Annotated in this window: 12 protein-coding genes; 7 read left to right on the forward strand and 5 right to left on the reverse strand. The window is 35.2% G+C overall.

The window, feature by feature from the left end; translation table 11 throughout:
• Window positions 1–743: 743 nt before the first annotated feature.
• On the reverse strand, window positions 744–1,712 hold the full coding sequence (locus tag BM350_RS08645; protein ID WP_090915661.1) for a carbohydrate kinase family protein: 969 nt from the start codon (window positions 1,710–1,712) through the stop codon (window positions 744–746).
• A 301-nt stretch (window positions 1,713–2,013) separates the two neighbouring features.
• Between BM350_RS08645 and BM350_RS08650 the strand changes: the two genes are divergently transcribed.
• Window positions 2,014–2,718, forward strand: a complete 705-nt coding sequence (locus tag BM350_RS08650) for a hypothetical protein (protein WP_090915659.1) — start codon at window positions 2,014–2,016, stop codon at window positions 2,716–2,718.
• A 176-nt stretch (window positions 2,719–2,894) separates the two neighbouring features.
• On the opposite strand, the gene BM350_RS08655 is transcribed toward BM350_RS08650, so the two are convergent.
• Window positions 2,895–3,371: a hypothetical protein gene (locus tag BM350_RS08655; RefSeq protein WP_090915657.1), complete on the reverse strand. Its 477-nt coding sequence runs from the start codon at window positions 3,369–3,371 to the stop codon at window positions 2,895–2,897.
• Between the two features lie 535 nt (window positions 3,372–3,906).
• On the opposite strand from BM350_RS08655, the gene BM350_RS08660 reads away from it, so the two are divergent.
• Window positions 3,907–4,446 carry a hypothetical protein gene (locus BM350_RS08660; RefSeq protein ID WP_090915655.1) on the forward strand — a complete coding sequence of 180 codons (540 nt, stop codon included), beginning with the start codon at window positions 3,907–3,909 and terminating at the stop codon, window positions 4,444–4,446.
• A 373-nt stretch (window positions 4,447–4,819) separates the two neighbouring features.
• Here BM350_RS08660 and BM350_RS08665 read toward each other — a convergent pair whose 3' ends face one another.
• Complete coding sequence (locus BM350_RS08665) at window positions 4,820–7,390, reverse strand: YhgE/Pip domain-containing protein (protein ID WP_090948225.1); 2,571 nt, start codon at window positions 7,388–7,390, stop codon at window positions 4,820–4,822.
• A 185-nt stretch (window positions 7,391–7,575) separates the two neighbouring features.
• The gene (locus BM350_RS08670; RefSeq protein WP_090915651.1) at window positions 7,576–8,148 is read right to left on the reverse strand and encodes a TetR/AcrR family transcriptional regulator; all 573 of its coding nucleotides are present in this window, start codon (window positions 8,146–8,148) and stop codon (window positions 7,576–7,578) included.
• A 220-nt stretch (window positions 8,149–8,368) separates the two neighbouring features.
• On the opposite strand from BM350_RS08670, the gene BM350_RS08675 reads away from it, so the two are divergent.
• A complete protein-coding gene (locus BM350_RS08675; protein ID WP_090915649.1) occupies window positions 8,369–9,769 on the forward strand; it encodes a zinc dependent phospholipase C family protein in 1,401 nt (466 codons plus the stop codon).
• Window positions 9,770–10,297: 528 nt separating this feature from the next.
• Complete coding sequence (locus BM350_RS08680; RefSeq protein WP_090915648.1) at window positions 10,298–10,990, forward strand: hypothetical protein; 693 nt, start codon at window positions 10,298–10,300, stop codon at window positions 10,988–10,990.
• Window positions 10,991–11,615: 625 nt separating this feature from the next.
• Here the strand turns inward: BM350_RS08680 and BM350_RS08685 are convergent.
• A complete protein-coding gene (locus tag BM350_RS08685; protein ID WP_139207670.1) occupies window positions 11,616–13,982 on the reverse strand; it encodes a DUF6359 domain-containing protein in 2,367 nt (788 codons plus the stop codon).
• Window positions 13,983–14,233: 251 nt separating this feature from the next.
• Here BM350_RS08685 and BM350_RS08690 point away from each other — a divergent pair, with 251 nt between their 5' ends.
• Genes BM350_RS08690 through BM350_RS08700 form a run of 3 tightly spaced genes read left to right on the forward strand, consistent with a single transcriptional unit; the run spans window position 14,234 to window position 16,105 of the window.
• Window positions 14,234–14,617: a GntR family transcriptional regulator gene (locus BM350_RS08690; protein WP_090915644.1), complete on the forward strand. Its 384-nt coding sequence runs from the start codon at window positions 14,234–14,236 to the stop codon at window positions 14,615–14,617.
• A complete protein-coding gene (locus BM350_RS08695; protein ID WP_090915642.1) occupies window positions 14,614–15,480 on the forward strand; it encodes an ABC transporter ATP-binding protein in 867 nt (288 codons plus the stop codon). The genes BM350_RS08690 and BM350_RS08695 overlap by 4 nt, the downstream gene beginning before the upstream one ends.
• Entirely contained in the window at window positions 15,470–16,105 is a 636-nt protein-coding gene (locus BM350_RS08700; protein ID WP_090915641.1) for an ABC-2 transporter permease, read from the forward strand. The genes BM350_RS08695 and BM350_RS08700 overlap by 11 nt, the downstream gene beginning before the upstream one ends.
• Window positions 16,106–16,110: the final 5 nt, after the last annotated feature.

Below are 16,110 nucleotides of genomic sequence, written 5' to 3' on the forward strand. Positions count from 1 at the left end.
TTTCCTCTGCATGGCCTTCCATCGTCAACACACCTACCCCTAATGAACCTGTAATCATTGCTTTTTTTACCTTTCATATTTTTCACCTCGCATAATTTCCTGAGTTATCCAACTCATCTAAAGTATAATGTCTGTTCATGTCGAAAAAAAAGGGAAAATACCAATTTATTAATTTTTTTCTAATAATTCACAATTTCTGTTTTGTTACTTGTTTTTCACTAAACGGAAGCATTAATTGTTGAAGTTAAAAAAGGAAACACATTTGAAGGGTATAATCGTTCTGAATTTATAGTAGGAAAAATGAAAGAAAATATTGCGAAAAATATGCACGCTCTGCTTGGCTAAGTTTTACACTTACCCTTGCAGGGCATACATCGTTCTCGTAAGAAGAAAAAAAAGATAGTGGAGGATAACGCCCAATTAATCGGACTTTCTATTAGTGGAGATGAAGAAAATCCCCACTGATGGAAGTTTCACTTTATTTATATAAATCCATTTTAATTTTTCGACATCTTTGTCTAGCTCTGCCTCCTAGACCCTCATGTCTAAGAAGTCGGCTCCGCTTTTCTTTGTAAGTCGCTGCTATGCAGAATACAACATGGTCGCTACTCACTTTCTCCCTTTGTTTTAAACCTTGCATGTGGTAGGAAAAGGCCCTGACCGTTTCTATGCGCGGCCAGATGCTCTCGTCCCCTCAAAAGAAAGAGGGCTTTATATCGTTTTTTTACTTGTATATAAATAGGTCACCCTTGAAGCAGCTTATAGATATCTTCTTTTACGGGAATAGAAGATATTGCTCCTTTTCCTGTCGTAGTAAGGGCACCGCTTGCATTCGCAAATGTTAGTATCTCCTGCCAATGCATATGAAGCACCTCTTCTACATTTTGTTGTCTCACGTTTTTCTCTAGCAATTTATACAGGAAACCGCCAATAAATGCGTCTCCTGCACCTGTTGTATCCTGCACTACAACACGATATCCATTTGATTGATAGCATTTATCCTTCATATATAATTCCGCACCTTGCGCTCCTTTTGTATAAATAACAACCTTTACATCTCCTACAAACAAGGACTCAATAGCCTCTTTTGTATCCGAAATACCAGTAATAAACGGCAGCTCTTCATCTGAAATTTTAACAATCTGTGCAAGCGGAATAAATTCCAAAATCGTTTTTCTACAATCTTCAGCATGTTTCCAAAGCGGCAGGCGTACGTTAGGATCGAAGCTGATAATCCCTCCTTTTGCTTTCGCAGAGTGGATTGCCTTCACATGTGCATATTTCATCGGGCTTTCTACTAAATCGACGGAACAAAAATGAAGAATATCGCCTTTTTCAAACCATCTATCATCTATTTCATTTTCATGAAACAACAAATCTGCAGAAGGATTGCGATAAAAGGAAAAATCACGTTCACCATCTTCACGTAATGAGACGAAAGCAAGGCCTGTATTTGCTTCATTCGTTCTTGTAACCTTGTCTGTCTTTACACCTACTTCTTGTAATTGTTCTAAAAGGAAATCACCAAATGCATCGGTACCTAGTTTTGTAAGCATGCATGATGTTCCACCGTATTTTGCAACTGCAGCTGCTACATTCGCAGGTGCTCCTCCTGGAACTCGTTGAAATTCTATTACATCTTTTAGAGCCTTTCCTTTTTGAATAGGAATGAAATCAATTAAAACTTCTCCAATTGCATATAAGCTCTTCATACATTCCACCTCTTCTTATTCATAATCCCATTTTGTTGCTTGTAATAATACAAAAATAAATTTCTTTGCTGTCGTTTCTCGGAAATATACGACTGGTAAATATCTGTTCTCCATCATTATGGATTTATATACTTTGAATATCAAAAGTTATTGTAAAACACATCTACATTCCCATACAACGAAACTCAACCTTACAATTTTGTAAGGTTAATGTAATAATACGGAATTGTCCCCAATATATGTTTTTCTGTAAAATAATAGATATAGAGATCATTCAAACTATTTTTCAGGGGGAACAATCGTGAAAAAGGGCATCATCGTACTAGTAATCTTATACATCATCCTAACTGTACAAACCATCAATTCACTTTTTGGAAAGGAACATTATAACGACGCTGTAAACAAGCTAAAAGAAACAAAAGAAGTATCCTCTTTTCAAACAGCGAAAGACGGTGTGATCCTATTAAAAGGAAACATAACGGCTGAACAACCCGTTACAGATGAAACAAAAGTAAATAAAGAATTTGCTTTACTCGAAAAAAAATCATATAGAAGAAAAAAAGCAAGTTGGAAAACTACGGATACAGAAAAACATATTCCTGCGCATCTTTCTGTAAATGGTGAGTCACTTCCTACTCTAAACGAAAAAGAAGTTCGCTTGGCAATCGAGCCTATTCCACTTTCTTCACAAGACATTGCTACGACTGAAGACTATACATTAAAAAAAGACGACACACAATTAACGATACATAGTAAAGGATATCGCTATCACGGGATTGAAAATAACACGGAAGCTCTAATTTTTGGCGTTAAAAAAGGAAACACACTTGAAGGATATAATGGTTCTGAAATTATAATAGGTAAAACAAAAGAAGAAATCACAAAAAATATGAAAATGAAAACATTCGCCGAAAAATATGCACCATTTGCTTGGCTCATTTTCACACTTATCCTTGTAAGTTACGGCGTACACCGTTCTCGTAAAAAGAAAAAGCTTTTCGTATAGATTGTTGTTTTTTGGCGATAAGAATAAGACCTCCGATCAAATCGAGGTCTTATTTATTTATGAACTATAGTGATATTAATCTTCATCACAATTTCCAACTTTAAACAATAATCCAAATACATGCACAAGATCGAATCCGGAAATCATCTTCACGAATGTAAATATTGACTGCAATTTTATTTTTTGCGCACATTCGCATTTAGAATATTTTTGCATTTCCTGATAGTTTGTTTGATTTGCTGATTTTCAAAAAAATAAACCTCTGTACCTGACCAAATAAAAACCCAACACACAATGCTTAATACTCCTCCAATATAGGCATGATTGCTTGAAAGCTTCAAGTATATCACCCCAACAATAATACCAATCACAAACAACACAATAGTCTTTTTGACATTTCTAGCATATGTATATTCCTCTTCCTCCAAGAGATTAGAAAAAGTATTAAATGTGGCAGTCTTCAATGACTTTTCGTCAAAATCATTCTGACCGAAGAAAGATATTTCTATGTCTTTTCTTTTGCCACTGTGCAGCTTTGACAAAAGAAAATCTTCAAGGTCAGAGCTTAGGTGAACATCATCTGGGCTATAATATCTTGAAAACGGAGTATCCGTTTCATCTAAATAGATATTTATACTTAATTCATCTTTCATGTTAACCCTCCTTTGAATTCTATTTACTGTATATACAAGTTAAAAAACGGCATAAAAATCCCTTTCATTTTAGGGGGAGACGAGAGCATTTGGCCGTGCATAGAAGCGGTCAGGGCCTTTTCCTGCCACATGCGAGGTTTAAAACAAAGAGAGAAAGCGAGTGCAGGTCATCGAAAAATTAAAATGGGTTTATATAGTTGAAAGTCAACCTTTTATCAGTATGGTCAAGATCGCAACAATTCTTACGAAAACAGCGAAAGAAAAAAATAGCATCATATAATAAAAAACTCCTTAACGCATAGATAAGCGATTAAATTATATTCGAACAGAACATTTTTTACATTCACCTCCTAAATCATATACAAAATTATCTGTCATTTTTTTATCAACAAAAACCCGATATCAAAAGCCCTTGAGATAAAAGAAACTTTCAAAAATGTAACTACGTGAATTAAATATCACTACTTCAAGCACAAAATTTTGGAAGATAAAATCAAGTTGAAATAACATTTTCAAAACACAGGAGGTCTTTAACATGAGTAAACTGAAAAAATTTGCAGGAATCGCATTCGCAGGTGCTATCGGATTAAGTACAATTTCTATCCCTCACGTTAGCGCAGAAGAACAATCTATTGCTAACTACAATCAAGAAAAAGTTGCTTCTAATGAGACATTTCATTTATCTATGGAAAACCAACCGAATACTAGTTTAAAACTTGCAGCTAGCGCCAATTTAAATGTTAATGTTGATGTCCTAGGTATCGCTGATAGAATTAGAGATGCTGTCAATGCTAACGCTAACCGTTCCGGATTTGTAAAAAATGTAATGGAATCAACTTTTTACTCAGCAGGTCAGCGCTATAATGTAATGGTTTTTAATTTAAATCAAGGGTATGTTGAACAATTTAGAGGAGTTAAATTTTATGGTTCAACAAATTATAATGGAACAATTTACGGCATATGGGTGTTTGAAGACGGAGAATTCACCAATGAAGGAGATGGTGGATGGATTAACTGGGCATTTAAAGGTTGGTTTGATCGCAATGATAAGCATGTAAAATTTTATCGTCCATAATGTAAGTGCCTGAAAACCTAGCTTTAGTTAAATTGACTTCTATATATATATCCAAATTAAAAAACCGACATAAAAACCTCTTTTTTAGGGGGAGGACGAGAGCATCTGGCCGTGCATAGAAGCGGTCAGGGCCTTTTCCTGCCACATGCGATTTTTTAAAACAAAGGGAGAAAGCGAGTACAGGTCGTGCTGCAGTCTGCATAACAGCAACTTATATGTCGAAAAATTAAAATTGATTGATATAGTTGTTCCGTATGTTTTGCTCTAAAACAAAGTCAATTACATTATTAACTATACAGGTGGACGGTGAACCACAACTCACTTTCCATAACATAAAAAATCCTAAAGGCTACAAGCCTTTAGGATTTATCAATTATTCTGCGTCAGAAAATTTCCCATATTGACGCTTATGCATCCAAGTTAATGTACCAATTGTTCCAAGTGATAACAGAACAATGAAGATCATTAAAATACCTGCGTTTTGCCACATATAGCTGAAGTCTCCGCTTGAAATAACTGCTTTAAGTCCTGATACAGAATATGTCATCGGGAACCATGCGTTAAATACTTGCAGCGGTTTCGGAATTAACTCAAGTGGGAATGTACCCGCACTTGTTGTTAACTGTAAAATCAATGTCAAGATCGCAATAAAGCGTCCTGCATCACCGAAAGTCGTTACTAAAAATTGAACTAACGCAATAAACGATAAACTTGTAATAATACTAAACAATACGAAGTACGAAACACTTTGTACTTCAATATCTAACCAAGACAGTAATACTACATCCGCCACAAGCGCTTGAATCACACCAACTGCAAGTAGTACCCCAAACTTACTAATAAACCAGCTAAATCCTGATTTCGGTATACCAACTGTTTCGCGTAACGGGAACACGATAGATAATAACAATGCCCCAACGAATAAACCAAGAGATAAGAAGTACGGTGTAAAGCCTGTTCCGTAGTTTGGAACTTCTGCCATTTTCTCAGTTTTCACTTTCACCGGACTAGCGAACATATCATATTTGTTCTCATCGCCTTTTGTTTCACTTGTTTTCTCAGCACCTTCGCCGAGTTTTGTTGCTAGTTCTTTTGAACCGTCTGTGATTTTTCCAGAACCGTCTTTTAAACTAGTTAGCCCATTTTGGAAATCTCCTTTTGGATCTACGAATTGTCCTAGTCCGCCTGTGATTTTTCCTGAGCCGTCATATAAAGCATTTACTCCGTTTGCTAGTGGGCCTGCACTACCTGCTAAGGTATTTAAACCACCTGTGATTTTTCCTGAGCCTGCATATAAAGCATTTACTCCGTTTGCTAATGGACCCGCACTATCCGCTAAGGTATTTAAACCACCTGTGAGCTGTCCTGACCCATTTGCCAATTTATTTAAGCCAGTTTGGAATTCCCCTTTTGAATCTACTAACTGGCCTAGACCACCTGTGATTTTTCTTGATCCCTCTGCTAATGGACTTATTCCTTCTTTGTCTAATCTATCTGCTCCACTTGCAAGTTTTGTTGCTCCGGCTTCAATTTTTTTAGCACCTTTTTCTCCAGCTAAACCTTGTACGCCTTGCGCAACTCCTGCTGTACCTTTAGAAACTTGTTCACTACCGGCCATTATTGCTTGAACAGTGGGCTGTAATTGTTTTCTATATTCTTCTGGTAAATTTTCAATTTGTTTATTTAAATCCGCTAAGTTTTTTGAAACTTGTTGAGCCCCTCCGGCTGTCTGTTGCGCAACACCACTTAGTGTATCTGCTTGTTTCTTCCATTCAGATACCCCTTGCGAAAGTCCAGAGGCTCCTGAACTTATATCTTGTGCACCTTTTTGAGCACCCTTTAATCCATCTGTAATTTGTTGCGAACCACCTAATAACTGACCTAAATTTGATTGCAATTTCCCTTCAGGATTAATTAGTTCATTTAGGCCACCTGTAATTTGTTGTGAACCACCTAATAACTGATTCACTCCATCTGGCATGCCGCTTACTTTACTATTTAATTCACCTAAGCCATTTGTAATTTTCTGTGAACCACCTAATAACTGATTCACCCCATCTGGCATGCCGCTTACTTTACTATTTAATTCACCTAAGCCATTTGTAATTTTCTGTGAACCGCCTAATAACTGATTCACCCCACCTGGCATTGCACTTACTTTACTATTCAACTCACCTAAGCCATTTGTAATTTTCTGTGAACCTCCTAATAACTGGTTCACCCCACCTGGCATTGCACTTACTTTACTATTCAACTCACCTAAGCCATTTGTAATTTTCTGTGAACCATCTGATAATTGATTCAATCCATCATTAGCCTTCCCAGATAACTGGCCTATTCCATCTGTAATTTTCCCTGATCCATCATGAATCTGACCAGCCCCATCACTTGCATCCGCAAAGCCTTTCGATACATCTTTTAATGAATCAAACATTGTCTCAGCATATGTTTTCGTTACTGTAGCTGATACTTCGCTTTTAATTTTTTCAATGGCTGATCCACCAATTTGTGAGGATAAGAAGTTTAAGCTTTCATTTGGAATGTACTCTAGTTTTGATTTTTTAGGGTTTGCATCCAACAATGTTGTTGTATTTTTAGAAAAGTCACTTGGGATGCGGACCGTCATGTAGTATTTACGATCGTCCATTCCTTTTTTTGCTGTTTTCTCGCTGACAAACTCCCATTTGAAACCCTCTTTTTCTTTCAAGTTATCAACAAGTTCTTTACCAGCTTCAATCGGTTTTCCATTATACACTACACCTTCATCAAGGTTTACAACTGCAACTGGTAAATCATCTAATTGTTTATATGGATCCCAAAACGCCCATAAGAACATACCAGCGTACAATACTGGAATAAATAAGACTGCAATTATTGGAATTAAGATTTTTTTGCTTCTGATGATCGTAGCAAACTCTTTTCCAAGCAGTTTCAATCCTCGCATTGTTTACTCCCCCCTTTAAATTGTTGACCATTTTGTTCATTTGGTCATTTTTTGTAAAAAAAAGAAGAAAATAACGACCAAATCATCCTCTCGTATGTGCTGCTATCTTCTTACAATTCCCCCTTTCACTAACTTATGACCAAATCATTCAATTGGTCATATTTTATAATAATAAGAGGATTATCTTATTTTGACAATCCCTTTAATAAATATAATTCAAAAAGCTCAGCAATATGCTCTTTTTCTAACGGTTCATGATGTTTTTCCCAGTCAAAAATGAGAGATATATACAAACGAACCATGATAAATGCAGTAATTTCTGGATCACATTCCATAATCTCACCTTTGGCAATGGCATCTTCAAGGCGTGATTTAATAAATGTAATAATTGTAGAATCCAGTTGTCTCATCACATCCTGCACTTCTTTTGTTCCCATATCTCGCTCTTCTTGAATGAGCTTAATCATCAGTTGATGGTCTTTTCGAAACTCTAAAATACTATATAAAGCACGATGTACGTTTTCAAAAAATGGTTCATTTGAATCAATTGTCATTTCTGCTACTTGCTTCATTTCTGTAATTAAATTGGAAATAATTTCACCAAACAGCTCTTCCTTATTTTTGAAAAACGTATAAATTGTTCCTTTCCCAACATTCGCAAGCTTTGCAACTTGATCCATCGTAGTTGCTTTATAACCAAACGCAGAAAAAGATTTTGTTGCTGCTTCAATAATTGCTCGTTTTCGATCAATTGCCATGTTTTCACCTCCAAAATGACCATTTGAACATTCCGGTCATATAGTACGTTTATGATATTACCATAGCTTCCCAACTTTTTCAAGTTTTATTTCTTATTACATTGTAACAAAAAAGTGTCAATGTAGGAAAAAACAAAAGAATTGTACATAGAAATATTGAAATAACTATTATTTTATATATAATGATTATTATAATGTTATAGTTAGAAAGGAAGATAAAATGAAAAAAATTATATCAACACTATGTATAGCTGGAACGACTTTAAGCATTTTAGGAGCATTCCCTCAACATAGTTATGCTCATCTCGATCAAATTGATTTAAATGAGAATGATCCCATTGCTGAAAAATGGTCTGCAGAGGCTCCGTATCATTCTGATAAAAGTACACATTTATGGATTGCAAAACAAGCTATTGAAATTATGAAAACAGAATCTAATGTGGAAATAAATAAACAGGCTGTAGACTTCTTAAATTTCCCGCAATATAAAGATTTATTTTCAAAAGGATTATATGATGCAGATTATAATTCTGAATTTAACGATGGCGGGTTAGGAATCGGCGGAATTTTCAAAGGTGGATGGAAGTCTCACTTTTATGATCCTGATACTCAGAAAAATTATAGAGGAGAAACAGATCCAACAGCTCTTACACAAGGAAAGAAATACTTTTATGAATCTGGAGAACATTTTCGAAATAAAGACTATGAAAAAGCTTTCTATTATTTAGGAGTAGCCACGCATTATCTTACAGATGCTACACAACCTATGCATGCAGCAAATTTTACCGCAATTGATACAAGGGCTATCAAATATCATAGTGCCTTTGAAAATTATGTGACAACCATTCAAGATCAATTTGCAGTCAATACTGGCGGGAATTATAACGATTCTTTCACTAAACCTGAAGAATGGATTGATTATGTAGCAAAGATAGCTAAACCTGAAATCCAGAATATCACTAATGATAATACATTGAAGTATTACAATAGTGGTAAAGAACAATTGTGGCAAGAGATGGTTATCCCTGCTGTGCAGCGAAGCTTAACAGCAGCTCAGCGCAATACAGCAGGTTTCTTAAATCTTTGGTTTAAAACTTTTGCTAAAAATGAGCAGGCTCCAAGTATAGAGAAGGCATTAATCTATGATGCAGAAGGAAATGTCGTAGAAGCAGGGAAAAACTATTATATCGTACCAAGTGAATCTCCTTATCAAGGTTTAACATTTAAATGGTATGCAGGAACTCGTTACGATTATGTGCTACTTGCAAATGGAAATAATAATACACAATCTGGTACACCTATAGAATTTGAATTTTACAAAGAAAATGACGCAAAATTGCACCATGGTGAGAGCGTATATCTTCACATGAAGAACTCGAATTATAATGAATATCAATATTTAAATTGGTCTAAGTATTCTAGTTGGGTTCACCTTGCTCAAAAATCTGATAGTTTAGCTGACTTTAAAATTCAAATTAATCCGAATAACCCTACAGAATATAATATCTTTACAGATGGTTATCCATTAAATTATGAAAATGTAAATGCAGAAAAAAGTTGGATTGTACTAGGTGAAAAAACGCAAAAACCTAGCTCATGGAAGTTTGTACCTTGCAGATAAATTGCTGCTACCTTTTCGTGCAGAATGAGTATTTTTGTATTCAACATAACAAATTATATATTGAAAAATAAAAAGAACCTCACTCGTTCTTCTTATGTGAACTGCACCCCGAATCATGTCCCTGATTCGGGGTTTTTGTACGTTGTTGCCCACCACCACCTCGTTATACTGGAAACAATACTAAACTTAGAATAGTAAAATCGACGTTTTTTCATATCGAAATTGCTTAGCTTATACGTTTAGTGTGGGCATTTATGGTGATACTCTACTTTTAAAAAAAACCATTATTTCCACATATTATAGATTGCAATTATAATTTTTAAAGTTATACTTTTTGTATAACTTTAAAAATTGGTATTACCAATTATAAACTATACAGAAATAATAACTACTCTGCGATACCACTACATCTTGTGATAAAACAGGTAAACATATTCTAACTATCTTATATTTTCATGAGGTGACTGAATCGTCACCAGAAATATTTATATAAGTTACGTATTAGGGTTGAGTTTTTAGGAGGTTTAAATGAGGAGAATATTGCCAGGGGCCATTTTGTCTCATACCCAGTATGGGTATTTAAAGGTGCCGAAAAATGTTAAAAGTCAGTGTCCTAAATGCGGTAAATCAAGTGAATTTACGTTGAAAACGAATTATTATCAAGTTACAAAAAGAGGATTATTCGCAGAAGGGATTTGTTCTGAATGTAAAAAGCCATCAGAATTTGTGCTTATGTTTAATTCGAATCGATTAAATAGAGAATTAGAAGTTTATATTTATAGTCCTTCGGATTTAAGAGATCCTTTGGACCAGCTCGAACGCAATAAACATATCCCTATAGACCTTGTCAGGGCATATCGCTCTGCTTTAAATGTCAGTCAGTCAAAAGATAATTCTGCTGCTGCAGTAATGTCAAAACGAGTTCTTGAAAGTGTCCTCAAACATTTTCTTGGAGAGGATAGTAATGGGCTGTCTCTTTCCCAGCAATTTGAGCAATTGCCAAACTATATCGATTTAACGAAACAGATTCAAGATGTTGGCTACCTCGTTCATCCGGACGGTTCTTTTTATGAAATGCTTGAATTGAAACGGGAAATTGATGATGAAACAATAACTTTAGTAACAGAATTATTAGAAGTCCTTATCGAATATTTATTTGTGTTGCCTGAAAAAATCGAATCAATACATGATAAGATTGAACAGAAATTTAAAAAGGGGTAGCACGCACATTTTAATGTTTTTATACGCTAAGAGATTTTCAAAAACCAATAGCATGATTTCAATTGGGATTTTGATTTTAATTTAAAGATAAGTTTTGAGACGCCATTTAAGCTATTTTTAGCTTTTTTTACGTTAAAGTGTATTTGTCTCAAATACTACCGACATTTTTGAGATTAGTTGATTTTCTTAGATTAGTAAAATCAACGCTTTTTCATGCCAAATTTTGCTTAGCGTATATTTTCGTTAAAATGCGGACGGTACCCCCTAATATAGAAATATATTATTGTGCATTGGGCTTTTTGTAAGCTAAACTACTTTGTGTAAGAGCAAAGAAAAAAACAATAATCAACAAATTGCCTTCACATTTTAGAACACCTTATTATTTTGGTGAATATTAAATATTTGAAAACGTGCCCACCACTCCAATATCTGATCCATAATCGATTGAAACAGTGCGACCAAGGCCAGTAATTGAGACAAAAAAATTAAAAAAGATGGATCCGATACAACATCGAAACCATCTTTTATGCGCTTAAGTTCTAAGGCCTTTTATTAAACTGTCCATTTTATAGGGTGCATTTTCACTTACCAGGCAATGCAAGCCCGTTGAACGCAGTTTTGCTTATTACGAAGCTTTCTTTAAATCAATTTGCGCAAGCACTGGATCATGGTCACTCATACGACCGTGTTCTTCCATAACGTTTGAATTTAAATGAACTGGATCAACAATTGTATGCGGTGCAATGTTATTCGTTACGAAAATGTGATCTAATACTTGTGCATTTCCATCATGAATATATGTGTAACGATTTTCTTGTGGAACTGTTTCAAGCATTTCTTTCATAATGTCGCCTTTTAATGCTTGCATTGGTTTTGAGAAGTCGAAGTCGTTCATATCGCCAAGGGCAACAACCGGTGCGTTTGCATGTCGTCCTTGAATGCCTTTTACGAAACCATTTACTTCCTCAGCAAGCTGCACGCGTTTTGCTTCACTTTTTAATACAAGCGGCTGGATTTTTCCAAATGGCGATGCATCTCCTAATTTAGAGTTTAAATGATTGGAAATAACAACGATATTTTGCCCTTGGAATGTAAACTCAGCAGCTAACGGCTTACGTGTGTCGTCAAATAATGCATTATTTTGTCCAATTCGTACAACGTTTTTCTCAAGTAAAACTGGTTTTTGTGCTAATTTCACGCGAGATGGATTATAGAAGAAACCAACGCGAATATTCGCTCCTGGCGCACCGCCATCTTTATTATTTTCTGGTGCAATTTCTACATACTCATACTTTGGTCCGCGAATTTCTTGAATCGCATCAATTAAGCGCTTTGCACTAAGCGATGCATCTGTTGTGCCATCATTCATTGTTCCATTGTTATCTTGCATTTCTTGAACACCAATAATATCTGGCATTTTTAAATTGTATTTAATAGCGTAAGCAAGACGTCTTACTTTCTCATCGGACGTTTCTTTTTTATTCGCTGAGAAGTTCTCAATATTATATGTTGCAATTGTTAGTTTATCAAGGCGCGGTTGAATGTTTGCACCAAGTTGTTTAAATCCGCCGTCTTGCAGTGCTGGAAGCTCTGCAATTGGGGAAATGCGATAATTTCCGTAATCATAACCAACGATACCCGTTACATCTCCAAGAAGTTGATCCCCTGATTTTGCTACATAATTACGTGCAACTTTAATAGAGAGGCGCTCTGGATTTGCATTGTCAGCTTTCAGCAGCGGCGTTCCGAATTTTGTCGTTACTTTCTGGCTGCCATTCGCAGTTGTTACATATAAATTACCATTTTTTTGCGGTCCAACGACTTTTGGCTGCGGCACTGTTACAAGCATGCCTTCTAAACTTTCATAAAAATCAATTGCATCTTCTGCTGGATCGAAAATGCCAAATCCATCATTATCAATAATTGTATCTGGTATTTTCACACCATTTTCCCCTAATACAACTGCTTCAGGTAATTTTTGATTACTCTCTTTCACGATAACGTACTTTGCTTTAATTTCTGTAATCGATAAATCTGTATCAAAACGATCTGCATATCCTTGTCCGATAAACTCTTCCACTTGTCCATCGACAGAAACGAGATCACCTACTTTTACGCCGCTATCTTTTTTATAAACATAAATCCCTTCTGACGTAGCTGGATCTTCATCAGATTGCGGGTCTTGCATATAAAATCCAGATTTATCTACTTGTGTCACAATACCAGTAACCGCTTTCACATCTTTTCCATTATAAGAAGAAATATGAGATTTCCCTTGAATATCGTGAATACGAACTGGTTCATTTTTTATCATTGTAAACGAGAATGTCGCGATATTAGAATTTTCAAATCCCTCTTTCACAGCAATTGCTTTAATGACACTATTTTCATTCAGTATAATTTGTTCATTATAGCGAATACTTTGAGACGTTGGATTTGACCCATCTAACGTGTAATAGATGGTAGCACCTTCTGCTCTAGTTGATAATGTTACTGCTGTTCCCTTTTCTACTTCGCCACCGTTTGGACTAGCAATGACATCGCTTACTTTTTGAGTTTCTTTATCTTGAAACGCATAAGCTGTAACCGCCTTTAGTCCTGGGCTACTAAAATAACTATCTAACGTACCTGTTAGACGCACTTTTTTCCCCATATTTTCTGGATGATCTTTTACATTCACTGCTTTACGAACTTCACCTATCGGCAGCTGAACAGGCATAATTTTATCAGCGTTCACTTCATCTGGAGAAGCGGCAATTGCAACGTTTGTATCTCCAAATTTCGCTGGTTCTTTCGTATATTTACCTGCATTTTGTGTGTATCCAACAATATACCCTTCTACAGCTGCTTGTTTCTTACCTTGCTGCTGAAACAACTGAATTGCTTCATCGACAGTTAACACTTGTTCCTGTTCGGCCTTTGCTACAATATCCACTGCTAGTAAAACAAATACAAATGAAAAAAAGATAATTGCTAGTTTTTTCAAAGAAATCCTCCCCCTACATGTTTTTCTCAATGCCTAGCATGTCTATCATAGCAGAGTTCTTTATAAAGGACATTATATTTATATATAAATTTACAAAAAATTAACTTCCTATCAGCCAATTAAATTTTTTGTATTCAAGTAACCTTTGCACTACAATCTCTTGTTATTCCAATCATAGTAATTTATACTATTAAGTGTGCATGGTGTGTATGATGTGTATGTTTAACCATAACAATTATTAACAAAGAGGGTGTCTAATGAAAATTATCTTAAACAATGTATCAGATCAGCCTTTATACCAGCAGATAAAAGATCAGATTAAAACTTCCATTTTTAATAATGAACTTAAAGAAGGAGAACAACTTCCTTCAATCCGTTCATTGGCCAGCGATCTACATGTGAGTGTCCTCACTACGAAAAGGGTCTATGCTGAGCTAGAAGCTGAAGGATTTATTATTACTAGAGTTGGTAAAGGATCCTATGTGGCACCTGAAAATTTAGAGATGTTAATGGAATCTAAGCGTCACATGGTGGAAGTTAAGCTAACAGAAGTCTGTAAAATGGCTCAAAATTTAGGAATAAATAAAGATGATCTTCATTCGATGCTGGACTTAATTTTAGAGGAGGAGAATGAAAAGTGAACCCTGTTTTAGAGGTTAACAACTTAAATAAAGCTTATGACCATTTTTCCTTAAAAAACATTTCGTTTTCACTACATGAAGACTGTATTACAGGCTTTATCGGTATTAACGGTTCTGGGAAAACCACCACGATTAAAGCAATCTTAGGCCTCATTTTGAAGGAATCTGGAAAAATCAATTTTCTAGGCAAAAATATGGATGATATTGAAAGAAAGGCAAAAAACAAGATTGGTATTGTATTAGATGAGGGATATTTCTATGAAGAGTTAACATTGAAAGAAATGAAAAATGTGATTGCCCCTAGCTACACTGAATGGGACGAATCAATTTTCTTAGCTTACATAAAACAGTTTCATTTAAATTTAGATCAGAAAATTTCCACCTTATCAAAAGGCATGCGAATGAAGTATGCAGTTGCTTTAGCACTCTCCCACCATGCAGATTTATTGATTATGGATGAACCAACAAGTGGCTTAGATCCATTAGTACGAAGGGAATTGATGGATATTCTCCTCGACTTTGTGAAGAAGCCTGGAAAAAGTGTGTTTTTTTCAACTCATATCACCTCTGATTTGGATAAAATCGCCGACATGATCATCTTAATTGATGACGGTAGAATCTTACTTAATGAAGGGAAAGATGAGTTGATAGATACACATGCACTAGTAAAAGGAGACAATCACTTCATTAATGAACAAACTCAAAAACTTTTTTTAACTTTACATCAATCAAAGTACGGATTTGAAGGGATTACAAATAAAAAAGAGGAAGTACGGCGCACTATGCCTGATGTATTGATGGAAAGACCAACGATAGAAGACATTATGCTTACTTATATCGGAGGTAATAACAATGCTAATTAACCTTGTAATAAAAGATTTTATGCTAATTAAAAAGTATTGCTTAGTCTTATTCATTTTTACTGCCATTGCTCCTATTTATATTTCTTCACAAATAGGCGACGGCGGTCTAGTCAGCTTCCTCTTAACAACAATTCTAGTGGAGTATATTTTGTTTGGTACAGTATCTAAATTTGAAGATAAATATAAAGGAGCGGCTTTGCTTTGTGCGACTCCATATACAAGAAGTGCATTTGTAAAGGCAAAATATCTCTTTATTTTTGTAATTTTCATTTCTATCGTCATGATTCATATTATCACATCTATTATTGTTCCATCCGGCATAGAAACATTAAACATTCATACCCTTGGAATAACGTTTTTAATTCTTAGTATACTATTTGGAATACTAATCCCTGTTCAATTTAAATTTGGTTATGACAAAACAAAACTCATTTCTTTTTTTGTTATCTTTTTAACGCCATTTCTCCTCCCTACTCTTATAAAGGGAATACAATCGAATCATATTCATTTTACAATTACATTTCCACAAATCATTCAAGCATGGGCCCCTTGCTTCATTTCGCTAGTCATTGGGGTTGTTTCAATGATTATATCTCTAAACATATACGCAAAAAAGGATTTATAATTAGA

Origin of the sequence: Bacillus sp. 103mf (assembly GCF_900116295.1) — a bacterium.
Taxonomy (GTDB): Bacteria; Bacillota; Bacilli; order Bacillales; family Bacillaceae_G; genus Bacillus_A; species Bacillus_A bruguierae.

What these genes read in the sequence shown, in the direction of transcription:
- BM350_RS08645 (WP_090915661.1), bottom strand. Translation starts at nt 1,712, where the DNA reads ATGAAGAGCTTATATGCAATTGGAGAAGTTTTAATTGATTTCATTCCT.
- BM350_RS08655 (WP_090915657.1), bottom strand. Translation starts at nt 3,371, where the DNA reads ATGAAAGATGAATTAAGTATAAATATCTATTTAGATGAAACGGATACT.
- BM350_RS08660 (WP_090915655.1), top strand. Translation starts at nt 3,907, where the DNA reads ATGAGTAAACTGAAAAAATTTGCAGGAATCGCATTCGCAGGTGCTATC.
- BM350_RS08665 (WP_090948225.1), bottom strand. Translation starts at nt 7,390, where the DNA reads ATGCGAGGATTGAAACTGCTTGGAAAAGAGTTTGCTACGATCATCAGA.
- BM350_RS08670 (WP_090915651.1), bottom strand. Translation starts at nt 8,148, where the DNA reads ATGGCAATTGATCGAAAACGAGCAATTATTGAAGCAGCAACAAAATCT.
- BM350_RS08675 (WP_090915649.1), top strand. Translation starts at nt 8,369, where the DNA reads ATGAAAAAAATTATATCAACACTATGTATAGCTGGAACGACTTTAAGC.
- BM350_RS08680 (WP_090915648.1), top strand. Translation starts at nt 10,298, where the DNA reads ATGAGGAGAATATTGCCAGGGGCCATTTTGTCTCATACCCAGTATGGG.
- BM350_RS08690 (WP_090915644.1), top strand. Translation starts at nt 14,234, where the DNA reads ATGAAAATTATCTTAAACAATGTATCAGATCAGCCTTTATACCAGCAG.
- BM350_RS08700 (WP_090915641.1), top strand. Translation starts at nt 15,470, where the DNA reads ATGCTAATTAACCTTGTAATAAAAGATTTTATGCTAATTAAAAAGTAT.